The organism is Pseudomonas sp. TREG-RG-20F-10-E-6-01, from assembly GCF_022662455.1.
GTDB lineage: Bacteria > Pseudomonadota > Gammaproteobacteria > Pseudomonadales > Pseudomonadaceae > Aquipseudomonas.
The window spans coordinates 636128-662754 of sequence record NZ_JAKNQP010000003.1 but is presented as its reverse complement, the minus strand read 5'-3'; the positions used below and the strand labels follow the sequence as shown (position 1 = coordinate 662754).

General features: G+C 65.5%; 3 protein-coding genes and 1 pseudogene. All 4 read left to right on the top strand.

What is annotated here, in order from left to right; all coding sequences use genetic code 11:
* Positions 1-40: 40 nt before the first annotated feature.
* The 4 genes and pseudogenes from L8K08_RS13235 (at position 41) to L8K08_RS13220 (ending at position 26134) form a co-directional block, all read left to right on the top strand.
* Positions 41-1039: an AAA family ATPase gene (locus tag L8K08_RS13235; RefSeq protein ID WP_242197596.1), complete on the top strand. Its 999-nt coding sequence runs from the start codon at positions 41-43 to the stop codon at positions 1037-1039.
* Between the two features lie 53 nt (positions 1040-1092).
* On the top strand, positions 1093-1695 hold the full coding sequence (locus tag L8K08_RS13230) for a VWA domain-containing protein (protein ID WP_242197922.1): 603 nt from the start codon (positions 1093-1095) through the stop codon (positions 1693-1695).
* 212 nt (positions 1696-1907) lie between these two features.
* The gene (locus L8K08_RS13225; RefSeq protein ID WP_242197593.1) at positions 1908-14813 is read left to right on the top strand and encodes a non-ribosomal peptide synthetase; all 12906 of its coding nucleotides are present in this window, start codon (positions 1908-1910) and stop codon (positions 14811-14813) included.
* A pseudogene (locus L8K08_RS13220) lies at positions 14810-26134 on the top strand (amino acid adenylation domain-containing protein). Before L8K08_RS13225 ends, L8K08_RS13220 begins: the two are co-directional and overlap by 4 nt.
* The last annotated feature ends 493 nt before the right edge of the window (positions 26135-26627 follow it).

Sequence of the window (26627 nt, the reverse complement as noted above, 5' to 3'; positions counted from 1 at the left end):
CAGGGGATCGCCTGTGCCGCAGAATTTAACGAGAACATGCATGACCGACATTCCACATTTCCCGCTGTCCGCCGTGGTCGGCGCCGATGAACTGAAACTGGCGCTGTGCCTCACCGCCATCGACCCGAAAATCGGCGGCGTGCTGATCGAAGGCCCGCGTGGCATGGCCAAGTCGACCCTGGCGCGTGGTCTGGCGGACCTGCTCGCCAGCGGCCAGTTCGTCACCCTGCCGTTGGGCGCCACCGAAGAACGCCTGGTCGGCACGCTGGACCTGGACGCCGCATTGGGCGAAGGCCGCGCGCAGTTTTCCCCAGGCGTGCTGGCCAAGGCCGATGGCGGCGTGCTGTACGTCGATGAAGTCAATTTGCTCGCCGATCACTTGGTGGACCTGCTGCTGGATGTCGCCGCCAGCGGCACCAACCTGATCGAGCGCGATGGTATCTCGCATCGCCATTCAGCGCGCTTCGTGCTGATCGGCACCATGAACCCGGAGGAGGGCGAGTTGCGCCCGCAACTGCTCGACCGTTTTGGCTTCAACGTGGCCTTGAGCGGGCAGACCCTGCCCGCCGAGCGTGGGCAAATCATTCGTCGGCGCCTGGATTTCGACAGCGACCCCGCCGCGTTCTGTGCCCAATGGGCCGAGCAGCAAGGCGCCTTGCGTGAACGCTGCACCCAGGCGCGGGCGCGGCTCGACAGCATTGAGCTGGATGACCAGGCCCTGGCGCAGATCACCGAGCGCTGTTTCGCCGCCGGTGTCGATGGCTTGCGCGCGGACCTGGTGTGGTTTCGCGGCGCACGCGCCCATGCCGCCTGGCGTGGCGCGACCGCCATCGCCGAGCAAGACATCGAAGCCGTGGCCGAATTTGCCTTGCGACATCGGCGGCAAGAGCAATCCCCACCGGCGAGCCCGCCCAATCAAGGCCAGGCGCCCAAACCTTCCGATTCTTCACCCGGCCAGGGCCAGTGGGGCGACATGCCCGCGCCAGCCTTGCCCACGGGCGCACGCCGGGAAGTACCTGCCTGGCCAAAAAAGCCTTAGGCATTCGCCCTCGTCCTGACGCGGGGGCGGATGCCCGGCCCAAGGCGGGGCGACTGGACAAAGGCAGGCACGGCAAGGCGCGCAGTGCAAAACACGGCACGATCAACTGGCCGGGCACCTTGCTCGGCGGGCGGCCGCACGGCCGTGAGGATCTGCGCTACCACCTGCGCACCCGCGCGGCCCACGAGTTGTGGCTGGTGATCGTCGATGCCTCGGCCTCCACGCGGCGCCATGGTGCGTTGACCGACGCCAAAGGCCTGCTCGCGCAGCTGTTCGAAGACGCGTACCGCCAACGCGCACGCATGGCGTTACTCACGGCCAGCGGCCAGTCGCCCACCTGGCAAGTGCAGGGTTTGAAGGCCGCCAAAGGCTTGACCGGATGGCTGGCGCAACTCGGCGCCGGCGGCGGCACGCCGTTGCTGGCGGCGTTGTCTGAAGCGGGGCAGTGGCTGCAGGCGCGACGCCAGCGTTACCCCGCCGAACGACAGCGTCTGCTGGTGATCACCGATGGCCGGCTCAAGGATATTGCCGGTTTGCCAGCGCTCGATTGCCCGGGGCTGCTGGTGGATATCGAGCGCGGTCCGATCACACTCGGGCGAGCAGCACAGCTGGCGCTGGCGCTGAATCTGGACTATCGGCACATCGACAGTCTGTAGCGTTAATAAACTGAACTCTGCGCGATGTGCGCTTGTCCCCGCTTCCCATGTCACCCCCCGCCTGCCAAATCCCTTAATTTTCCAAGCCTGCCGGAAGCCTCTTCAGGCTTGCGGCTGCGCCTGCTTTTTACAGGCGCCCAGCACACCCGATCCTAACGGCAGCTGAAAACGGACTTTCTCCTTCACCGTGACTTATCAGGCAGGTTACCCCCATGCAGTTCAGCGAATTATTGGCAGCGATTTCCACCCACGCGATCCGTCTGCAACTCGAAGAAGGCGACCTGATCATCCTGGGCGACGACGAAGCGCTGGATGATGCGCTGTGGGATCAACTGATCGCGCACAAGCCGCGCTTGCTGGAGTGGGTGGCCGAGCAGGGCGGCGACTGGCTGAGCCCCGCCTACCGCATTACCCCGGACATGCTGCCGCTGGTCAGCCTTGACCAGCCGGCCATCGACCGTATCGTCGCGGCCATCCCCGGCGGCGCGGCGAATGTGCAGGACATCTATCCGCTGGCGCCGCTGCAGGAAGGCATGCTTTACCATCACCTTTCGGCGCAGCAGGGCGACCCTTACGTGCTGCACGCGCAGTTTGTGTTCGACAGCCGCGCACGCCTGGACGCCTTTGCGCAAGCGTTGCAATGGGTCATTGACCGTCACGATATCCTGCGCACCTCCATGGCGTGGGAGCGCCTCGACGAGCCGCTGCAAGTGGTATGGCGCAAGGCAAACCTGGTCTGCGAACAAGCGCACTTCAATGGCGGCGATGCCCTGGCCCAACTGCTCGCGCGCTACGACGCACGCACCTACCGCATGGACCTTGGCCAGGCGCCGCTGTTGCGCCTGGTGTTTGCCGACGACCCGGCCAACAGTCGGGTGGTGGCGATGCTGCTGTTCCACCACACCATCCTCGACCACACCGCCCTTGATGTGGTGCGCCATGAAATCCAGTTGTACCTGGCTGGCGAGCAAGCCCAGGCGGGTGCGCCGGTCGCGTTTCGCGGCTACATCGCCCAGGTGCGCCACGGCGTCAGCGAGCAGGCGCACGAGGCGTTCTTCCGCGACATGCTGGCCGATATCGATGAGCCGACCTTGCCCTTCGGCTTGCAGGATGTGCAAGGCGACGGGCAGGGCATTGACGAAGCACGCATCGCCGTGGACAGCGCCCTCAGCCGGCGCCTGCGCAGCCTGGCGCGCCCATTGGGCGTGAGCGTGGCGAGCATGATGCACCTGGCATTGGCGCGTGTATTGGGCGTGGTGTCCGGTCGTGACGCGGTGGTGTTCGGCACGGTGATGCTTGGCCGTATGGGCGCAGGCGAGGGCGGTGAACGGGCCCTGGGCATGTTCATCAATACCTTGCCGTTACGCGTGGATGTGGGCGAGCAGGGCGTGCGCGCCGGGGTCAAGGCCACCCATGCGCGTCTGACGGCTTTGCTCAACCACGAACATGCGTCCCTGGCCCTGGCTCAGCGTTGCAGTGGTGTGGCGGCGCCGACGCCGCTGTTCAGCGCCATGCTCAATTACCGTCACAGCGCCGCTACCGATATGGCCGCCGTCATCGACGTGGCCGAAGGCATCCAGGTGCTCGGTGCCGAGGAGCGCACCAACTACCCGCTGACCGTCAACGTGGATGACCTGGGCGAAGACTTTGCACTGACGGTGATGGTCGATGCCGCCATCGGCGCACAACGTGTCGCGGCTTACCTGCATACCGCGCTGCACAGCCTGGCCGATGCGTTGGAGCAGCGACCGGATCAGCCGCTGAGCGGCCTGAAGATCCTGCCTGACACCGAGCGCCACCACCTGCTGCACCGCCTCAATCAAAGCCCCGCGCACTACGCCGACACCGCCCTGATCCATCAGCAAGTCGAAACCCATGCCGCCGCCCGTCCCGAAGCCATCGCCGTGCGCTTCGACACGCAGCGCCTGACCTACCGCCAACTCAATGAACGCGCCAACCAGGTCGCGCACCGTCTGCTTGCGCAGGGTGTGCGCCCGGATGACCGCGTGGCGATCTGCGTTGAACGTGGCCCCGAGATGATCATCGGTCTGCTGGGCATCCTCAAGGCCGGCGCCGGTTATGTGCCGATTGACCCGGCTTACCCGCTGGAACGCATCGCCTACACCCTGGCTGACAGCGAACCGCTGGCCGTGCTGGTGCAAGCCAACACCCGCCACCTGGTGGGCGAGCTGGCGCAGATCGACCTCAACAGCCTGCGTGGTGAGTCCATCGTCAACCCGCGCATCGCTCTCAGCCCGGCGAGCCTGGCCTACGTGATCTACACCTCAGGCTCCACCGGCCTGCCCAAAGGCGTGATGATCGAACATCGCCAGGTCGCACGGCTGTTCACCGCCACTGACCACTGGTTTGGTTTCAACCGCAATGATGTATGGGCGCTGTTCCATTCCTTTGCGTTTGACTTCTCGGTGTGGGAAATCTGGGGCGCGCTGATGCACGGCGGCCAATTGCTGATCGTGCCGCAACTGGTCAGCCGTTCGCCGGATGAGTGCTACGCGCTGATCTGCGACGCGGGCGTGAGCATTCTGAACCAGACGCCCAGCGCATTCCGCCAGTTGATTGCGGCCCAAAGCGCCCAGTCGCACTCCTTGCGTCAGGTCATTTTCGGCGGCGAAGCCCTTGAGCCCGGCATGCTCAAGCCGTGGTACGCCCGCGCCATCAACGCCGGTACGCAACTGGTCAACATGTACGGCATCACCGAAACCACCGTGCACGTGACCTATCGCGCGCTGGAGGCCGCGGACGCGCAGTTGGTCGGCGTCAGCCCGATTGGCGTGCGCATTCCCGACCTGCAGCTGTACGTGCTGGATGAGCGTCGCGAGCCGTTGCCGTTTGGCGTGGTCGGCGAGCTGTACGTCGGCGGCGCCGGGGTGGCGCGGGGTTACCTCAACCGTGACGCGCTCAATGCCGAGCGTTTCCTGGCCGACCCGGCCACCGGCCTGCGCATGTACAAGACCGGTGACCTCGGCCGCCTGCTGGCCGACGGCAGTGTCGAGTACCTGGGCCGCAACGACGACCAGGTGAAGATCCGTGGTTTCCGTATCGAGCTGGGCGAAATCCAGGCGCGCCTGGCCACCGCTGACGGCGTGCGTGATGCGGTGGTAATCGCCCGTGAAGACGCACCGGGCGACAAACGCCTGGTGGCCTACGTGATCGCCGAGCGTGAACTGGGTGCTGCCCAGCTGCGTGATCACCTGCTGCTCAGCCTGGCCGAGTACATGGTGCCCAGCGCGTTCGTACTGCTGGATCAATTCCCGCTGACCACCAACGGCAAACTTGACCGCAAGGCCTTGCCCGCCCCGGACGCCGACGCGCTGGCGCGGCGTGACTATGCCGCCCCGCAAGGTGCGGTTGAAGTCGCCATCGCCAGTATCTGGCAGCAGTTGTTGAAGCTCGACAAGGTCGGCCGCGACGATAATTTCTTCGAGCTCGGCGGCCACTCGCTGCTGGCGGTCAAGCTGATCGAACGCATGCGCCAGGTGGACTTGAGCTGTGATGTGCGCGTGCTGTTCGGCCAACCCACGTTGGCCGCATTGGCCGCAGCAGTGGGCGGGCAGCGGGAAGTGCAGGTGCCGGCCAACCTGATCGTCGACCGCTGCGCGCGCATCACACCGGACATGCTGCCTCTGGTGGCCCTGGACCAGGCCGCTATCGACCACATCCTCGAAAGCGTGCCTGGCGGCATTGCCAACGTGCAGGACATCTACGGTCTGGCGCCGTTGCAGGCCGGCATTCTTTACCACCACCTGGCAACCACCGAGGGCGACCCCTACGTGTTGCAGGTGCAGTTGCGCTTTGCCGACCAGGCGGCGGTGGATGCGTTTATCCAGGCGCTGCACAGCGTGATTGAACGCAACGACATCCTGCGCACCGGGATTGTCTGGGAAGGCCTGGATGAACCGGTGCAGGTGGTGCTGCGCCAGGCGCCCTTGGCGGTTGAGCGCATTGACGCGCACGGCCTTGATGCCCTCGCGCACCTGCAGCAACGCTTCGATCCACGCCATTATCGCCTCGACCTGTCGCGCGCTTCACTGATGCACTTTGGCTACGCCGAGCAGCAGGGCGGTTACGTCGGCATTTTGCTGCTGCACCACATCCTGCTCGACCACACCGCCTTGCAAGTGCTGGTCGAAGAAATGAGCGCCAGCCTCGCCGGCACCAGCGCGCAGCTGCCGGACGCGGTGCAGTACCGCAACTACGTGGCCCAGGCGCGCTTGGGCGTGACGCAGGCGCAACACGAAGCCTTCTTCAGCGACATGCTGGGCGATATCGACGAGCCGACGCTCGCGTTCGGTTTGCAGGATGTGAATGGCGACGGCAGCGGCATCGTCGACGCACACCTGCCATTGGAGCCGGCACTCAGTCACGGCTTGCGCGAACAGGCGCGGCAACTGGGCGTGAGCACCGCCAGCCTGGTGCACCTGGCCTGGGCCCAGGTGTTGGCCCAAGTCTCCGGCCAGCAGGACGTGGTGTTCGGTACCGTGTTGCTGGGCCGTATGCAGGGCGGCGAGGGCGCCGACCGTGCGTTGGGGATGTTCATCAATACCTTGCCGCTGCGCGTCAGCCTCGGCGCCGTCAGCGTGCAAGCCGGCGTGCGCGCCACCCACGCGCGCCTGGCGCAGTTGCTTGGGCATGAGCATGCCTCGCTGTCGCTGGCACAGCGTTGCAGCGGCGTACCGGGTTCACTGCCGCTGTTCAGCACGCTGCTCAATTACCGCCACAGCGCGCCGGGTGAAGCCCCGGGAGACAGCCCGTTTGCCGCGTCCGGGATCGAGATTCTCAGTTCGCAAGAACGCAGCAACTATCCGCTGGTGTTAAACGTCGATGACCTGGGCAGCGGGTTTTCCTTGACCGTGCAGGGCGTGAACAGCCTGGATGTACAGCGCGTGGGCGCCTACATGCTCACCGCGTTGAGCCATCTGGTGACCGCGTTGCAACAAGCGCCGACCACGCCCTTGCAGGCCGTGTCGATCCTGCCGGCTGCCGAACGCCACCAACTGTTGGTGGCTTTCAACGCCACCGCGCGTGACTACCCGTCGCAGCTCACGGTGCACCAACTGTTCGAAGCTCAGGCGCTGGCACGTCCCGACGCTGTGGCGGCGGTGCAGGGCGCGTTGTCGTTGAGTTATCGCGACCTCAATCGCCGTGCCAACCGCTTGGCCCACCACCTGATCAGTCAGGGCGTGCAGCCGGGCGAAAGCGTGGCGATCGCACTGCCGCGCTCGCTGGATTTACTCGTGTGCCAACTGGCGATCCTCAAGTGCGCAGCGGTGTATGTGCCGCTGGACGTCAATGCGCCGGTCGAGCGCCAGGCCTTCATGGTGCAGGACAGCGGCGCGCACCGCGTGCTCAATACCCTGGCCGACCTGAACCTGGACGCGCAGTCGCCGCGCAACCCCGACCTGGCCCAGTCGGCGCAAAGCGTGGCGTACATCATGTACACCTCCGGCTCCACCGGTGCACCCAAAGGCGTGCAAGTGCCGCACCGCGCGATCTCGCGCCTGGTGCTGAACAACGGCTATGCCGATTTCAATGAGCGCGACCGCGTGGCGTTCGCTTCCAACCCGGCCTTCGATGCCAGCACCCTCGACGTGTGGGCGCCGTTGCTCAACGGCGGTTGTGTGGTGGTGGTCGAGCATGCGGTGCTGCTGTCCCAGGCGGCGTTTGCCTCGCTGTTGCAGGAGCAAGCCGTCAGCGTGTTGTGGATGACCGCCGGCCTGTTCCATCAATACGCCGACGCGTTGCTGCCGGTGTTCCGCCAACTGCGCTACCTGATCGTCGGCGGCGATGTGCTCGACCCGCAGGTGATCAGCCGTGTGCTCCAGCACGGCAAACCCCAGCATCTGCTCAATGGCTATGGCCCGACCGAGGCCACCACGTTCTCCACCACCTTTGAAATCACCGCGCCGGCTGCGGGCAGTGTCCCGATTGGCCGCCCCATCGCAAATGCCCAGGCCTACGTGCTCGACGCACGCCAGCAACCGCTGCCGCTGGGCGTGGTTGGCGAGCTGTATATCGGCGGCGCCGGGGTGGCCAACGGCTATTTGAACCAGCCGCAATTGACGGCAGAAAAATTCATCCCCAACCCCTTCGGCGAAGGCCTGCTGTACCGCACCGGCGACCTGGCCAGCTGGCAGGCCGACGCTACCTTGCTGTACCAGGGGCGTAACGACCTGCAAGTCAAGATCCGCGGTTTTCGTATCGAGCCGGGCGAAATCGAAACCTGCCTGGCCGCGTTCCCCGGCGTAAAAGACGCGGTGGTGCTGGCCCGCGAAGACGAGCCGGGCGACAAGCGCCTGGTGGCGTATTACACCGCCCAGGCACCCTTGGACATCCAGGCACTGCGCGCTCATCTGCAAGGCCGGTTGCCGGACTACATGGTGCCGTCAGCCTACGTGTGGCTGGCACTGTTGCCACTGACCGCCAACGGCAAGCTCGACCGCAAGGGCTTGCCCGTACCGGATCAGAGCGCGCTGCTCAGTCGCGGTTACGAGGCGCCGGAGGGCGAGGTGGAAACCTTGCTGGCGCAGATCTGGCAGGACGTGCTCAAGCTCGAGCGTGTCGGCCGGCATGACCATTTCTTCGAGTTGGGCGGGCATTCGTTGCTGGCCGTGAGCCTGATTGAGCGCATGCGCCAGGTGGGCCTGAGCGCGGATGTGCGTGTGCTGTTCAGCCAGCCAAGCCTGGCGGCGCTGGCAGCGGCAGTCGGCAGCGGGCGTGAGATCGAGGTGCCGGCCAATGGCATTCCAGCCGGCTGCACCCGGATAACGCCGTCGATGCTGACCCTGGTGCAACTCGACCAGGCAGCGATCGAGCGCATCGTCGCCACGGTGCCGGGTGGCGCGGCCAATGTGCAGGATATCTACCCGCTCGCGCCGCTGCAGGAAGGCATTCTTTATCACCATATCAGCGCCGAGCAGGGCGACCCGTACCTGCTGCAGTCGCGCATGGCGTTTGACAGCCTTGAGCGTTTGCACGCCTTCATGGGCGCGCTGCAACAGGTCGCGGCCCGTCACGACATCCTGCGCACCGGCGTGGTCTGGGAAGGTCTGGACAGCCCGGTGCAAGTGGTCTGGCGCGAGGCCCGGCTGGTGGTGCAAGAGGTCGTCCTGGACCCGGCTGACGGCGGCGTCATCGAGCAACTGCACGAACGTTTCGATGCCCGCCACTATCGCCTGGACATCACCCAGGCGCCGCTGCTGCGCATGGTCTATGCCCAGGACCCGGCGAATAATCGGGTCGCGGCGATCCTGTTGTTCCATCACCTGGCGCTCGACCATACCGCCATGGAAGTGGTCGGCCAGGAGATGCGTGCGTTCCTGTTCAACCAGGCCGAGGCACTGCCCGACGCTGCACCGTTTCGCAACTACGTGGCTCAGGCGCGCCTCGGTGTCAGCGTGGCGGAACACGAGCACTTCTTCCGCGACATGCTCGCCGATGTCGATGAGCCGACCTTGCCCTTTGGCGTGCAGGACGTGCAGGGCGACGGCCGCGCTATCGAAGAGGCCGAACAGCCGCTGGACGCCGCGTTGGCAGTGCGGGTGCGTGAACAGGCGCGGGTGCTGGGAGTCAGTGCGGCCAGCCTGATGCACCTGGCGTGGGCACAAGTGCTGGGGCTGGTGTCCGGGCGTGATGAGGTGGTATTCGGCACGGTGCTGATGGGGCGCATGCAGGCGGGTGAGGGCGCTGACCGTGCGTTGGGCATGTTCATCAACACCTTGCCGCTGCGCGTCGATGTCGCGTGCGCTGCTGCTGCGGCCGTCAGGGCCACGCATAGCCGCTTGAGCGCGCTGCTGGGGCACGAGCATGCGTCGCTGGCCCTCGCCCAGCGTTGCAGCGGCGTACCGACGGCCGTGCCGTTGTTCAGCGCCTTGCTCAATTACCGTCACAGCAGCCCCGGCGAAATGGCCCGCGATGGCCATGGCATCTGGGAAGGCGTGCAACTGCTGGGCGGTGAGGAGCGCAGCAATTACCCGCTGACCCTCAGCGTCGATGACTTCGGCACAGGCTTTGGCCTGAGCGTGCTGGCACTGCCGCAGATCGGCGCCCAGCGCCTGTGTGGCTACATGCACCGCGCCGTGGAGCAGTTGGTCGCGGCGTTGGAAAGCGCGGTGAGCACCCCGCTTAATCAATTGCCAGTGCTGCCGCCGGCAGAGTGCGAAACCCTGCTGCGCGAATTCAACGCAACAGCCGCGGACTTCCCGACCGGGCACACCGTACACGGCGCCTTCGAAGCCCAGGTCGAACGTCAGCCCCACGCGATTGCCGTGCAGCAGGACGGCGAAGTCCTGACCTATCAGCAGCTCAATCAACGCGCCAACCAGGTGGCCCATCACCTGTTGACACTCGGCGTGCAGCCGGACGACCGCGTCGCGATCTGCTGTCGCCGTGGCCCGCACATGCTGGTCGGGCTGCTGGGCATTCTCAAGGCCGGCGCCGGCTACGTGCCTGTCGACCCGGCTTACCCCGCCGAACGTATCGCCTACCTGCTGCAGGACAGCACGCCGGTAGCGGTCTTGGCCGAGGCAAGCACCCGTGACCTGCTGGGCACGCACGCCACTGTCGACCTGTTCGACGAGTGCTTGCGGCACCACGCCGTCAGCAACCCGCAACTGGTCGGCCTGACCCCGGCGCACCTGGCGTACGTGATCTACACCTCCGGCTCCACCGGCCAGCCCAAAGGCGTGATGGTGGAACACCGCACCGTGGAAAACCTGGTGCACTGGCATTGCGAGGCCTTTGGCCTGGACGCGCGCAGCCACACCAGCAGCGTCGCCGGGTTTGGCTTTGACGCGATGGCCTGGGAGGTCTGGCCGGCACTCTGTGCAGGCGCGACCTTGCACGTGCCGCCCGCGAAGGTCGGCAATGAAAACATTGACGAATTGCTCGCCTGGTGGCTGGAGCAGCCACTGGACGTCAGCTTCCTGCCCACGCCAGTGGCCGAGTACGCCTTCAGCCAGAACCTGCACCACCCGACCTTGCGCATTCTGTTAATCGGCGGTGATCGCCTGCGCCAGTTCACCCAGGAGCGGCGCTTTGCGGTAATCAACAACTACGGGCCTACCGAGGCCACGGTGGTCGCCACCTCCGGCCGTGTGCGCGCCGGGCAGGCGCTGCACATCGGCCGGCCCATCGCCAATGCCAGCGTGTACGTGCTCGACGCACAGTTGCGCCCGGTGCCGGTGGGCGTCGCTGGTGAGCTGTATGTGGGCGGCCGTGGCGTGGCGCGGGGGTATTTGAACCGCCCGCAGATGAGCGCCGAACGTTTCCTGCAGGACCCGTTCAACCCTGGGCGGATGTACCGCACCGGTGACCTGGCGCGTTGGCTGCCCGACGGCAATATCGAGTACCTGGGCCGTAACGACGACCAGGTCAAAGTGCGCGGTGTGCGCGTCGAACTCGGTGAAATCGAAAGCCGCCTGGCGGCACTCGACGGTATCGCTGAGGCCGTGGTGCTGGTGCGCGAGGGGCGTCTGGTGGCCTGGTTCATCGAAAAGTACCCGCTGCCGATTGAAACCTTGCGTGCGCAACTGCAGCAACAGCTGCCAGACGCGCTGGTGCCAGCAGCCTACGTCAGGCTCGACACGCTGCCGCTGACCGCCAACGGCAAGCTGGACCGCAAGGCCTTGCCGCAACCCGATCAAGCCGCGTTGCTGAGCCGCGACTACGCAGCGCCCGAAGGCGCGGTGGAAACCACCCTGGCGCGGATCTGGGCTGAGGTGTTGCAGGTGGAGCAAGTTGGCCGGCATGACCACTTCTTCGAACTGGGCGGCCATTCGTTGTTGGCGGTCAGCCTGATTGAACGCATGCGCCAGGTCGGCCTCAGTGCTGACGTGCGTGTGCTGTTCAGCCAGCCCACCCTCGCGGCGTTGGCCACCGCCGTGGGCAGTGGCCGCGAAGTGCAGGTGCCGGCCAACCGCATCGCCGCCGACTGCCAGCGCATCACCCCGGACATGTTGCCGTTGGTGGAGCTCGACCCGTCAACTCTCGACGACGTCGTCAGCCGCGTACCCGGCGGCGCTGCCAATGTGCAGGATATTTACCCGCTGGCGCCGTTGCAGGAGGGCATTCTTTACCACCACATCACTGCCGAGCAGGGCGACCCGTACCTGCTGCAGTCGCACTTGGCGTTCGACAGCATTGAGCGCCTGAACGCCTTCGCCCAGGCGCTGCAACAGGTCATCGATCGCCATGACATCCTGCGCACCGGCGTGGTCTGGGAAGGCCTGGCGCAACCGCTGCAAGTGGTGTGGCGCAAGGCTGAACTGCCGCGTGAAGAGCTGCACCTGCAAGGCGATGTACTGGCTGGCCTGCATGAGCGTTTCGATGCACGACGCTATCGCCTGACGCTCAGCCAGGCGCCGTTGATCAGCCTCAAGTACGCCCGGGACCCGGCCAACCAGCGCGTAGTGGTGGTGTTGCTCTACCACCATATCGCCCTCGACCACACCGCATTCGACGTGGTGCTGCGCGAAATGCAGGGCCACTTGCTCGGCCACGCAGCGCCAACAGCGGCGCCGATGCCGTACCGCAACTACGTGGCCCAGGCGCGTCTGGGCGTAAGCGAGCAGGAACATGAAGCGTTCTTTCGCCAGATGCTCGGGGATGTCGATGAACCGACCTTGCCGTTCGGTTTGCAGGATGTGCGCGGCGACGGCAACGCGATCGAAGAACACTGCCTGCGCCTGGACAATGACCTCAACCGTCGGCTGCGCGCCCAGGCGCGCTTGCTGGGCGTGAGCACGGCGAGCCTGTTCCACCTGGCGTGGGGCCAAGTGCTGGCGGCCACCTCGGGTCGCCACAGCGTGGTGTTCGGCACGGTGCTGGTGGGTCGCATGCAAGGCGGCGAGGGCGCCGACCGCGCGCTGGGGGTGTTCATCAATACCTTGCCGCTGCGCCTGGACATCGACGCACAAGGTGCGCGCGCTGCGGTGCGAGCCACCCATGCACGGCTTACCGCGCTGCTGGGGCACGAACACGCGTCGCTGGCGCTGGCCCAGCGCTGCAGCGGCGTGGCAGCCCCGGCGCCGTTGTTCAGCTCAATGCTCAACTACCGCCATCGGGGCGCCGCCACGCGCTCGGCCGAGGCGCAGCAGGCCTGGGAAGGCATGCAGACGCTGATCAACGACGGGCGCACCAACTACCCGCTGACCTTGAACGTGGATGACCTGGGCGATGGTTATGATGTCACTGCCCTGGCGCAAATCGACGCGCAACGCGTGTGCGGTTACATGCAGACCGCTTTGTCAGGGCTGGTTGAAGCCCTCGAGCAGGCGCCGCATCAGCCGCTCAATCGCCTGCCGATTATGGGCAGTGAGGAACGGCAAAAACTGCTGGTGGAATTCAATGCCACCGACGTCAACTACAACCTCGATCAAACCCTGCACGGCCTGTTCGAAGCCCAGGTCGAGCGCACGCCGCAGGCCGTGGCGGTCAAGTCCGGCGATCAGTACCTGACCTACAGCGCGCTGAACGAACGCGCCAACCGCCTGGCCCATCACCTGCGTGAACTCGGTGTGCAGCCGGATTCGCGTGTAGGCATCTGCGTGGAGCGTGGCCTGGACATGGTCATCGGCCTGTTTGCGATCCTCAAGGCCGGCGGCGGTTATGTGCCGCTGGACCCGGCCTATCCTCGCGAGCGCCTGGCCTACATGCTGCAAGACAGCGCGCCGGTGGTGGTGCTTGCGCAAGGCGCCACCCGCGCGTTGCTGGGTGAGGTGCCGGTGGTCAACCTGGACCACGCCACCTGGCAGCACCAGCCCGCTGGCAACCCCCACGTGCCAGGCCTTACCGCCCGGCACCAGGCCTATGTGATCTACACGTCCGGCTCCACCGGCCAGCCCAAAGGCGTGATCAACGAGCACGCCGGGGTGGTCAACCGCCTGCTGTGGATGCAGGACGCGTACGGTCTTACGGCCAGTGATAGCGTGTTGCAGAAAACCCCGTTCAGCTTTGACGTGTCGGTGTGGGAGTTCTTCTGGCCGTTGTTTACCGGCGCACGCCTGGTCATGGCGCGCCCGGGTGGCCATAAAGAGCCTGAGTACCTGTGCGAAGTGATCGAGGCCGAACAGATCACCACACTGCACTTTGTGCCCTCGATGCTGGACGTGTTCCTGGCCCACGGTGATGTCAGCCAGGCGGCCGGGCTGGTGCGCGTAATGTGCAGCGGCGAAGCCTTGCCGGGCAGCCTGGTGCGGCGCTTCAAGCAGCAGCTGCCGGGCATCGGCCTGTACAACCTGTATGGCCCCACCGAAGCGGCCGTGGACGTGACCGCCTGGAACTGCGCGCGTCCCGAGGTGCCGGACAACACGCCGATCGGCAAACCGATTGCCAACACGCGCATGTACCTGCTGGATACGCAATTGCAGCCGGTGCCATTGGGCGTGGTCGGCGAGCTGTTTATCGGCGGCGTGCAAGTGGCGCGTGGCTACTTGAATCGCCCGGAGCTGACTGCCGAACGCTTCCTCAAGGACCCCTTCACCCATGGGCGCCTGTACCGCACCGGCGACGTTGGCCGCTACTTGCCCGACGGCAATATCGAGTACCTGGGCCGCAACGATGACCAGGTGAAAATCCGCGGCCTGCGCATTGAGCTGGGGGAAATCCAGGCGCGACTGCTCGAACATGCGCAGGTCAACGAGGCTGCGGTGGTGGCCCGCGAGGACCGGTTGGTCGCTTATTACACCGGCGTACCTACCGACATCGAGCAGCTGCGCGCGCACCTGCTGCAGCACCTGCCGGACTTCATGGTGCCGGCGCTGTTCATGCACCTTGACGCGCTGCCGCTGAGCCCCAACGGCAAGCTCGACCGCAAGGCCTTGCCTGCGCCGGGCATGGACGCGCTGATCGTGCGCGAGTACGCGGCGCCGCAGGGTGATACCGAAATCCTCCTGGCCAGGCTGTGGGCCGAGCTGCTCAACGTCGAGCGGGTCGGGCGCCATGACAACTTCTTTGAACTGGGCGGGCACTCGCTGCTCGCCGTGAGCTTGATCGGACGCCTGCGCCAGGAAGGCCTGGAAGCCGATGTGCGGGCGTTGTTCGAACAGCCGACGCTGGCCGGCTACGCCGCCATAACCGAACGAATGGAGATCGTCCTGTGAGCATTTCTGAGCTGTTGGCGACGCTGAAAACCAAGGATGTGCAACTGGCGCTCAAGGGCGAGCAGTTGTCGGTGCAGGGCAATAAACAGGCGCTGAGCGACCCGGCGATTCTTGCCGCGTTGCGCGAGCACAAGCCGGCGTTGATCGAGTTGATCAAGGCCGGCGAGTATTCGCCGACCAAGGCCGGTGAAGTGACGGTGCCGGCCAATGGCATCCCGGCGGGCGCCGAGCGCATTACCCCGGCCATGCTGACCCTGTCGAGCCTGAGCCAGGACGAGATCGACCGCATCGTCGCCACCGTCGATGGCGGCGTGGCGAATATCCAGGATATCTACCCGCTGGCGCCGTTGCAGGAAGGCATTCTGTTCCATCACGTCAGCGCCGAGCAGGGCGACCCGTACGTGATGCAGTCGCAGTTTGCGTTCGACAGCCTGGCGCGTTTTGAGGCCTTCGCCCACGCCCTGCAAAGCGTGATGAACCGCCACGACATCCTGCGCACCGGCGTGGTCTGGGACGGGTTGCAGGAACCGTCGCAGGTGGTCTGGCGCCAGGCGCAATTGCCGGTGCAGGTGTTGGAACTGGACCCGGCTGACGGCGATATCGCCGCGCAGCTGCACGCGTTGTTCGATGCCCGCCACTATCGCCTCGACGTGACCCAGGCGCCGTTGCTGCGCCTGGTGCGTGCCGAAGATCCGGCCAATCAGCGCATCGTCGCGACCTTGCTGTTTCACCACATGGCCCTCGACCACAGCGCCCTGGAAGTGGTGTGCCATGAAATGCAGGCGTGCCTGCTGGGGCAGGGCGCAGTGCTGGGCCAGGCGGTGCCGTTTCGCAACTATGTGGCGCAGGCGCGGCTGGGGATCAGCGAGCAGGAGCACGAAAGTTTCTTCCGCCAGATGCTCGGCGACATCAGCGAGCCGACCTTGCCATTTGGCCTGCAAGACGTGCAAGGCGATGCCCGCGGGATTGCCGAAGTCAGCCTGCCATTGGCGCCGGAGCTGGGCCAGCGCTTGCGTGCGCAGGCCCGGCAACTGGGCGTGAGCGCCGCCAGCCTGTTTCATATGGGCTGGGCGCAGGTGCTGGGTGTGCTGGCCGGTAAAGAGCATGTGGTGTTTGGCACCGTATTGATGGGCCGCATGCAGGGCAGCCATGACACCGATCGGGCACTGGGCATTTTCATCAACACGCTGCCGTTTCGCGTGGACGTGGGCGCCGAAGACGTGCGCGCCGGGGTCAAGGCCACCCACGCGCGGCTGACCACCTTGCTGCGCCACGAACACGCCGCGTTGGCCCTGGCCCAGCGCTGCAGCGGCGTGGTTGCGCCGACGCCGCTGTTCAGCGCGTTGCTCAACTACCGCCACAGTGCCCCGGCCGCCAGCGCTGCCGCCGTGTCGGCCTGGCAAGGTATCGCGGCGCTCAGCGCCGAAGAACGCACCAACTACCCGCTGACCTTGAGCGTGGATGACCTCGGCGAAGGCTTTGCCCTGAGCTTGCTCGCCAGCACCCAGGTGGACCCGCAGCGCGTCTGCGCCTACCTGCAAACCGCGCTGGAAAACCTCGTGACTGCGCTGGAGCAGGCGCCACAGACACCGCTCAATCAGGTCTCGGTCGTGCCCGCCGCCGAGCGACAACAACTGCTCGAGCAGTTCAACGCGACCCACGCCGACTTCCCTCAAGGCACCACGCTGCACGGGCGTATCGAAGCTCAGGCGGCCTGCACGCCCGAGGCCATCGCCGCCGTGCAGCAAGGCCGCCAACTGACCTACGCCGAACTGAACCAGCAAGCCAACCTGTTGGCCCATCACCTGCTGGCGCTGGGGGTCAAGCCCGACGACCGCGTGGCCATCGTCGCCCGCCGTGGCCTGGATACCCTGGCCGGGTTGCTGGCGATCCTCAAGGCCGGCGCCTGCTATGTACCGGTGGACCCGTCCCACCCGGCCGAGCGCCTCAATTATTTGCTCACCGACAGCGCGCCGGTGGCGGTGCTGACGCAACAGGCGCTGCTGGACCGACTGCCCGCGCTGCAAGTGCCGGTGATCAACCTGGACCGCTTCACCCGGCAGCATCATTCGGCGAGCAACCCCACGGTCGATGTCACGCCCGCTAACCTCGCCTATGTGATCTACACCTCCGGTTCCACTGGCTTGCCCAAAGGCGTGATGGTCGAACACCACACCGTGGCCAACCTGGTCGACTGGCATTGCCGCGCCTTTGACCTGTGTGCCGGGCGCCACACCGCCAGTGTCGCCGGTTTCGGCTTTGATGCGATGGCCTGGGAAGTGTGGCCGGCGCTGTGTGTCGGCGCGACCCTGCACCTGCCGCCGGCCAATGACGGCACCGAAGACATCGACGCCTTGCTCGCGTGGTGGTGCGCGCAGCCGTTGGACGTGTGCTTTTTGCCCACGCCGGTGGCCGAGTACGCCTTCAGCCAACAGATCGAACACCCGACCTTGCGCACCTTGCTGATCGGCGGTGATCGCCTGCGCCAGTTCGCGCGGGCCCAGCGTTTTGAGTTGATCAATAACTACGGGCCCACCGAGGCCACGGTGGTCGCCACGTCCGGCAAGGTGGAGGCGGGCCGGCCACTGCATATCGGCAAGCCTGTTGCGAATGCCACGGTGTACTTGCTCGATGAGCAGCAACGGCCGGTGCCGCTGGGGGTTGCCGGTGAGCTGTATGTGGGCGGCAAAGGCGTGGCGCGCGGTTACCTCAACCGTCCGGAGCTGACGGCCGAGCGCTTCCTGCAAGACCCGTTCAACGCTGGGCGCATGTACCGCACCGGCGACCTGGCGCGCTGGCTGCCGGACGGCAATATCGAGTACCTGGGGCGGAACGACGACCAGGTGAAGATCCGTGGCGTGCGCATCGAGCTGGGCGAGATCGAAACTCAACTCAACCAATTGCCGGGTATTCAGGAAGCGGTGGTGCTGGTCCGTGAGGACCGGCTGGTGGCGTACTTCACCGAAAACCCGTCGTTCGCTCCGCTGGCCGTTGGCGGTATCCGCGCCCACCTGGTGGCGCATCTGCCGGACTACATGGTCCCGGTTGCCTACGTGAAGCTTGAGGCATTGCCGCTCACCGCCAACGGCAAACTCGACCGCAAGGCCTTGCCCGCGCCAGATATGGACGCCGTGTTTACCCGCGAGTACGAGGCGCCCCAGGGCGAGATCGAAAGCGTGCTGGCGCAGATCTGGGCCGATGTACTGCACGTGGCGCGCGTCGGGCGTCGCGACCATTTCTTTGAATTGGGCGGGCACTCGCTGCTGGCAATGCGCATGGTGTCCCAGGTGCGGCAGCGTCTGGGTGTCGAGCTGATCCTCGGCGACCTGTTTGCCAATGCCGAGCTGGCGGCGGTCGCCGAAGTCCTGGCCCAATCGGGGCGCAGCACCTTGCCGGATATTCTCCCGGCCAGCCGCGATGAACCCGTGCCACTGTCCTTCGCCCAGCAGCGCCTGTGGTTCCTGGCACTGATGGAAGGCGCCAACACCGCCTATAACATCCCCATTGGCCTGCGTCTGCGTGGGCAATTGCATGTCGAGGCGCTGCAACGGGCGCTGGCGCGGATTGTGGCGCGCCACGAAACCCTGCGCAGCCGCTTTGCCCAGCACGGCGACGACGCCCAGGTGCTGATTATGCCGGCCGAAGACGTGCTGCCGCTGCAAGTGCAGGACCTGCGCCGCCACCCGCAACCCCAGCAGGCGCTGGATGCGTTGATCCACGGCGAAGCCTCGGCGCCTTTCGACCTGGAGCGCGGCCCGCTGCTGCGCGGGCGGCTGGTGGTGATGGCCGACGATCACCATGTGCTGTTGCTGACCTTGCACCACATCGTCTCCGACGGTTGGTCGATGGGCGTGCTGACCCGCGAGCTGATGGCGCTGTACCAAGCCTTCAGCCACGGCCTGCCCGACCCGTTGCCGCCGCTGGCGATCCAGTACGGTGACTTCGCCGTGTGGCAACGGCTGTGGTTGAGCGGCGAGGTGCTGCAGCGCCAGAGCAGCTATTGGCAGCAGGCGCTGGCGGGCGCGCCGGCCTTGCTCACGTTGCCCACCGACCGCCCGCGCCCGGCGCAGCAGGATTACGCCGGCAGCAGTGTCGAAGTGCGCCTGGATGAACGCCTCACCGCCGGGCTCAAGGCCTTGAGCCAACGCCATGGCACCACGTTGTACATGACCTTGATGAGTGCCTGGGCCTCGTTGCTGGCGCGGCTGTCCGGGCAACATGACCTGGTGATCGGCTCGCCGGTGGCCAACCGCACGCGCAGTGAGGTAGAAGGGCTGATCGGCCTGTTCGTCAACACGCTGGCAGTGCGTATCGACACCTCCGGCGAGTTGAGCACCGAGGCGCTGCTGGCGCGGGTCAAGGCGCTGACGCTGGAAGCCCAGGCCCATCAGGACCTGCCGTTCGAACAGGTGGTGGAAATCACCCGGCCGCCGCGCAGCCTGGCCCACAGCCCGTTGTTCCAAACCCTGTTGACGTGGCAGGACAGCAGCGCACCGACCCTGGCATTGGGCGACCTGGCCCTGGAAGGCATCGTCGAAAACAGCCACTTTGCCAAATTCGACCTGTCGCTGAACCTTGGCGAAGTGCAGGGCAGCATTCTTGGCGCGCTGGAATATGCCGTGGCGCTGTTTGATGAGTCGACCGTGCAGCGTTATGTCGGTTACTTCACGCGCGTGTTGCAGGCGATGGTCGAGAACGACCAGGCGGTGCTTGAGCATGCATCGCTGGTCGATGACCGTGAGCGTCAGCAGCTGCTGTTTGAGTTCAACGCCACCGAGGTCAATTACAACCTCGACCAGACCCTGCACGGGATGTTCGAGGCGCAGGTCAAGCGCACCCCGGACGCGATTGCGGTCAAGGCCGGCGAACGGCAACTGACCTATGCCGAGTTGAATGGGCAGGCCAATCAGTTGGCCCATCACTTGCTGGCGCTGGGTGTGCAGCCGGATTCGCGCGTGGCTATTTGCGTGGAGCGCAGCCTGGACATGGTCGTGGGCCTGTACGCCATCCTCAAGGCGGGCGCCGCGTATGTGCCGCTGGACCCGGCCTACCCGCTGGAGCGTATTGCCTACATGCTGCAGGACAGTGCGCCAGCAGTGGTGTTGGCTCAAGGCTCCACGCGCGAGTTGCTGGGCGCGGTGCCGGTGGTCGATCTGGACCACCCTTGCTGGCAGCACCAGCCGTTGGATAACCCGACTGCAGTGGGCGTGACGGCGTATGTGATCTACACCTCCGGTTCCACCGGCCAGCCCAAGGGCGTGATCAACGAACACGCCGGGGTGGTCAACCGCCTGCTGTGGATGCAGGACGAATATGGCCTCGAGGCGCAGGACTCGGTGCTGCAGAAAACCCCGTTCAGCTTCGACGTGTCGGTGTGGGAATTCTTCTGGCCGCTGTTGACGGGCGCACGGTTGGTGATGGCGCGCCCTGGCGGGCATAAAGAGCCCGAGTACCTGTGCGATGTGATCGAGGCTGAGCAGATCACCACGCTGCACTTTGTGCCGTCGATGCTGGACGTATTCCTGGCCCATGGCGATGTGCGCCAGGCGGCCGGGCTGGTGCGTGTGATGTGCAGCGGCGAAGCCCTGCCGGGCAGCCTGGTGCGGCGCTTCAAGCAGCAGTTGCCGAACAGTGAATTGCACAACCTGTATGGCCCGACCGAGGCGGCGGTGGACGTCACGGCGTGGAATTGCACGGGCGCGGTGACGCCGGACAACACGCCAATCGGCAAGCCCATTGCCAATACGCGCATGTACCTGCTCGACAGCCAGTTGCAGCCGGTGCCGTTGGGGGTGGTCGGCGAGTTGTTTATCGGCGGCGTGCAAGTGGCGCGCGGTTATCTGAATCGGCCTGAGTTGACGGCCGAGCGTTTCCTGAATGATCCGTTCACCCGCGGGCGCATGTACCGCACCGGTGACGTCGGGCGCTACTTGCCGGACGGTAATATCGAATATTTGGGCCGCAATGATGACCAGGTGAAGATCCGCGGTTTACGCATCGAACTGGGTGAGATCCAGGCCCGCCTGACCGAGTATCCGTCGATCAATGAAGCGGCCGTTATCGCCCGCGAGCAACGCCTGGTGGCCTACTACACCGGCGCGCACTGCGAAATCGACGTGTTGCGCAGCCATCTGCTGCACCACTTGCCGGAGTTTATGGTGCCGGCGATTTTCGTCCATCTCGACGCCTTGCCACTGAGCCCCAACGGCAAGCTCGACCGCAAGGCCCTGCCGGCGCCAGGCCTGGATTCGGTGGTGGTGCGCGAGTACGAGGCGCCCCAGGGTGATACCGAAATTGCCCTGGCCAGCCTGTGGGCCGAGCTGCTCAACGTGGAGCGGGTGGGCCGTCACGACAACTTCTTCGAGTTGGGCGGGCACTCGTTGCTGGCCGTGAGCCTGATGGGGCGCATGCGCCGCCTTGGGTTGTCGGCGGATGTGAAGGTGCTGTTTGCCCAGCCGACCCTGTCGGCGTTGGCGGCGGCGCTGGGCAGCGGGCGTGAAGTGGCGGTGCCGGCCAATGGCATCGCACCCGGTTGCACGCACATCACCCCGGACATGCTGCCCCTGATCCAGCTGGATCAGCCGGCTATCGAGCGCATTGTCGCCCGCATCCCCGGCGGGGCGGCCAATGTGCAGGACATCTACCCGCTGGCGCCGTTGCAGGCCGGCATTCTCTATCATCACCGCGCCGTGCTCGAGGGCGATGCGTACCTGCTGCAGGCGCAGTTTGCGTTCGATAGCAGGGCGCGCTTGCAAGCCTTTGCCCGGGCGTTGTAGGCGGTGATCCAGCGGCATGATGTGCTGCGTTCCTCTTTCCATTGGGATGGCCTTCATGAACCGGTGCAGGTGGTTTGGCGTGAAGCCTCGTTAAGCGTCGAAACAGGGCCGTTGCCGTCGCGCCTCGACCTGGCTCAAGCACCGCTGATGCGCCTGGTTTACGTGCAGGAACCGCAACGCGTAGTGGCGACCTTGCTGTTTCATCACCTGGTGATGGACCACATCGCGCTGGACATCCTGCAGCACGAAATGCAGGCGTTTCTGTTGGGCCGCGACGCGGCGTTGGGCGCTGCTGTGCCATACCGCAATTACGTGGCCCAGACCCGTTTGGCGGTTAACGATCACGAGGCGTTTTTCCGCGACATGCTCGGTGAGATCGACGAGCCCACCGAGGTCGAAAACCTGGGTGTCGATGAACAAGCGCAGCTGGCCATCGAACCTCAGTTGAGCCAGCGCCTGCGCACCCAGGCCCGTCAAGCGGGCGTGAGCGCCGCCAGCCTGATGCACCTGGCCTGGGCCCATGTGCTGGGCAAGGTCAGCGGCCGCGAGCGTGTGGTGTTCGGTACCGTGATGCTTGGCCGTCTGCAGGGCGGCGAAGGCGCCGAGCGCGCCATGGGCGTGTTTATCAACACCTTGCCGTTGCGGGTCGATCTGGGTGAGCAGTCGGTGCGTACGGCGTTGCGTGCGACTCATGCACGCCTGACCCAACTGCTCGGCCATGAGCACGCGCCGCTGGCGCTGGCCCAGCGTTGCAGCGCCGTGCCGGTGGCGACGCCGCTGTTCAGCGTGCTGTTCAACTATCGTCACAGCGCGGCGCAAACCGGCGGCGTGGCGCAGGCCTGGCAGGGTATCGAGTTGCTCAAGGCCGAGGAGCACACCAATTACGGGCTGTCGGTAAGTGTCGATGACCTCGGCGACGGGTTCAGCGTGCACGCCATGGGGCCGGGTGCCCGACGTTTGTGTGGCTACCTGCAGCATGCACTTGAACACGTGGCGCATGCGCTGGAGCACAACCGTGAAATCGCCATCAGCCGCCTGCCGATACTGCCCAGCGCCGAAGGCCAACAGCTGGCGGGCTTCAACGCCACCGCGCGTGCATTCCCCCGCGAGCACACGGTCCAGCGCCTGTTCGAAGCCCAGGCCCAGGCGCGGCCTGACGCGGTGGCGGCGTTGCATGGCGAGCAGGCAGTGAGCTACGGCCAATTGAACACCCGCGCCAATCGCCTGGCCCATCACCTGCTGAGCCTGGGCGTGCGTCCCGGCGATAACGTGGCGATCCTGCTGCCGCGCTCGCTCGATCTGCTGGTCAGCCAACTGGCGGTTCTCAAATGCGCGGCAGCCTATGTGCCGCTGGATATCCACGCGCCCGCCGAGCGCCAGGGCTTTATGCTGCAGGACAGCGGCGCGAGCTGGCTGCTGACCCGCAGCGACGCGTCCATCGATTACGCCGCCCGGCGTCTGGACCTGGACACCCTGACCCTTGACCCGCAACCGAGCCACAACCCGGACCTGTCACAAGCCTCGGACAGTGTGGCGTACATCATGTACACCTCCGGTTCCACCGGTACGCCCAAGGGCGTGTTGGTGCCGCATCGCGGTATCACGCGGCTGGTGCTCAACAACGGCTACGCCGACTTCAATGCGGCCGACCGCATTGCCTTCGCCTCCAACCCGGCGTTCGACGCCAGCACTATGGACGTGTGGGGCGCGTTGCTCAACGGCGGGCAGGTACAGGTGATCGACCACGCGACCTTGCTCGACCCGGCCGCGTTTGGCAGTGCGCTGCAAGGCGCGACTGTGCTGTTCGTCACCACGGCGCTGTTCAACCAGTACGTGCAGCTGATTCCGCGCGCGCTGGCCGGCTTGCGGATGTTGCTCTGCGGCGGCGAGCGCGCCGACCCGGCGGCGTTCCGCAGCCTGTTGGCGCAGGCGCCAGGGCTGCGTTTGGTGCATTGCTACGGGCCGACGGAAACCACCACCTATGCCACCACCTATGAAGTGCAGGCGATTGCCGATGACGCCGACAGCGTGCCCGTCGGCCGGCCGATTTCCAACACGCACATTCACGTGCTGGATGCCTGGTTGCAGCCGGTGCCGGTGGGGGTGACCGGTGAGATCTGCATCGGCGGTGATGGCGTGGCCAGGGGGTATTTGAACCGCCCTGAGCTGACCGCTGAAAAGTTTGTCGACGATCCCTTCAACGCCGGTGCCCTGATGTACCGCACCGGTGACCTTGGTCGCTGGACCCAGGAGGGTTTGCTGGAGTGCATCGGACGCAATGACGACCAGGTGAAAATCCGTGGTTTTCGCATTGAGCTGGGCGAGATCGAAGCGCGCCTGGCGAGCTTTGCGGGTATTCAGGACGTGGTGGTGCTGGCGCGTGAGGACGTGCCGGGTGACAAGCGCCTGGCGGCTTACTTCACCTGGGCTGCCGAACCTGTCGACCTCGACAGCGTGCGGGCGCACCTGCAAGGCCAGCTGCCGGACTACATGCTGCCATCGGCCTATGTACCGCTGGCGCATTTGCCGCTGACGGCCAATGGCAAGATCGACCGCAAAGCCTTGCCGGTTCCGGCGCTGGACGCGTTGAATCGGCGTGATTTCGAAGCGCCTGGCGATGCACTGGAACAGCAACTGGCCAACCTGTGGGCCGAAGTCTTGAAGCTGGAGCAGGTTGGGCGCCATGACAGCTTCTTCGAGCTGGGCGGGCATTCGTTTCTGGCAATTCGGCTGGTCAACCTGATGGAAGAGGCCGGGTTGCAGGTGTCCCTGGCCGAGCTGTTCCAGCATGCCAGCGTGGCTGGCGTTGCGGCGATGCTGCAGCAGCGCACGCAGGCGCCGGCGCGCGAGACGTCGGTGATTACCGTGCGCAGCAGCGGCTCGCAGCCGCCGCTGTTTCTGCTGCATGAGTTCAGTGGCATGGACGTGTACTTCCCGGCGCTGGGCCAGCACCTGCCCGGCGACTATCCCATTTATGGCCTGCCGGGCGCGGCGCTTGGCGAAGTGCATCTGAACACCATGGAAGGCCTGGCCGCGCGCCTGGTCGGGTTGATTCGGCGCATCCAGCCGCACGGGCCCTATCGGCTCGCGGGCTGGTCGTTTGGCGGCGTGCTGGCCTACGAAGTGGCGATGCAATTACTCGGGCTGGATGAGGCGGTGGCCTTCCTCGGTTTGATCGACAGCTACGTGCCGCGCATGACCGATCAGGGCAAGGCGCGCTGGAGCGGGCCGGATGCGCTCAAGCGGCATTTGCTGTTGCAGTGCACGGCGTATTGGAAAGCACAGGGAGGTGTGGATGAGCTGGCGAGCCTTGAATACTTGGAGGCGGGCATTGGACAGCTGGACTTTGCGGGTCTGCTGCAACGCTGTCGCGATCAAGGTTTGCTATACGCGCAAATGGCAGCGGCTGCGGACGCGGACCTCTTGAGTTTTATCGAGCGGGAGGTCGGGCATGGGCATGCGCTGGCGCATTACAGCCTGTTCCCGTTGCCGGTCGCGGTGCATTTGTTCAGCGCGCAAGAGCGGCCTACCGAGTTGTCGCGGCGCAGTGTTTCGCTGGGTTGGGAGGACGCGTTGGCGCCTGGGCAGTTGCGCCGGGTGCAGGTGCCGGGTGATCACCAGAGCATGATGCAGGCGCCGCATATTCAGGCGCTGGGACGGGCGATGAGCGAGGCGTTGGCCGTGTGTTCGCCGGTGGCGCAAGTGGCGCACCAACCGCTGCTGCGCATTCAGAGCGGGCGGGCAGGGTATGCGCCGGTGTTCTGCGTACCGGGTGCGGGCGATAGCGTCACCGGCTATGTTGGGTTGAGCGAGGCGCTGGGGCGTGACTGGCCGCTGTTCGGCTTGCAGCCGCGCGGGCTGGATGGCCAGGCGGTGCCGCATAGCCAGGTCGAAGCGGCGGCGCAGTGTTATCTGGCGGCGCTTGCACAGGAGTGTCCGCAAGGGCCGGTGCACCTGGTGGGGCATTCGTTTGGCGGCTGGATCGCGCTGGAGATGGCGCTGCGGTTGCAGACGATGGGCCGTGAGGTGGCGTCGTTGACGGTGATCGACAGCGAAGCGCCGGGGGGCACCGGGCGGCCTTACACCACCACGGCGGCGTTGTTGCGGTTGATCGAGGCGATGCAATTGGCCGCCGGCAAGTCGCTGGGTATCGACCGCGCGGACTTTGCCGAGCGTGATGAAGTGGCGCAGCGCCAATGGCTGCATGCGGGCATGGTGGGCGTTGGGCTGTTGCCGGTGCGCTCTGCGGTGGATGCCATGGACGGGCCGGCGCGCACCTATGCAGCGGCGTTGCGCACGGTGTATCAGCCGCATCAGCGTTACAACGGCGTGGTGCGGTTGGTGTTGGCTGAGGACCCTTCGCTGGATGCGGCGGGCAATCAGCGCGAACAGAGCCTGATGATTGAGGGGTGGCGACGGCAGGGCAGCGGGCTGGAAGTTTGGTATGGGCCGGGGAACCACTTTACGTTGCTCAAGGCGCCGAATGTTCAAGGGTTGGCCCGGTGGTGGCGTGAGGGTGTGGCGATTGGGGAGGTGGTGTCGTGAGTGGCATACACCGAACTGAAGGTGGGAGCTGGCTTGCCTGCGATAGCGGTGCGGCAGTGTACCTATCCATTGCTGCGGTCACGGCCACTTATGGTTCCGCTCTTACAGCGGGTCACTTTTGTAAAGACACAAAAGTAACCAAAAGGTCTTCGCCCCACCACTCGGCACCTCGCTTAGGCTCGGTGTGCCCTCATGCAGGCTTTGGAGCGTGGGCCGCCGCGATGGGCCATCCTTGGCCCAACGCGGCTAACCCGGCGTCCTGCCGGGTTACCCACGCTCCAAAGCCTGCGTTCGGCCAGCGTGGTTTAACGGGGCGCCTCAGAGCAAGATCAAGGTCAAAAGCAAATCAAAAGCCGCTTGATCTGTTCCTGACGCGTGGAGCTCCTAAGGTGGGAGCTGGCTTGCCTGCGATGGCGGTGTATCAGCCCGGCATAGGGTGACTGACACTCAGCAATCACAGGCAATCCAGCGCCCACATCAGGCCGTTTTCGCT

What these genes read in the sequence shown, in the direction of transcription:
- L8K08_RS13235 (WP_242197596.1), top strand. Translation starts at nt 41, where the DNA reads ATGACCGACATTCCACATTTCCCGCTGTCCGCCGTGGTCGGCGCCGAT.
- L8K08_RS13225 (WP_242197593.1), top strand. Translation starts at nt 1,908, where the DNA reads ATGCAGTTCAGCGAATTATTGGCAGCGATTTCCACCCACGCGATCCGT.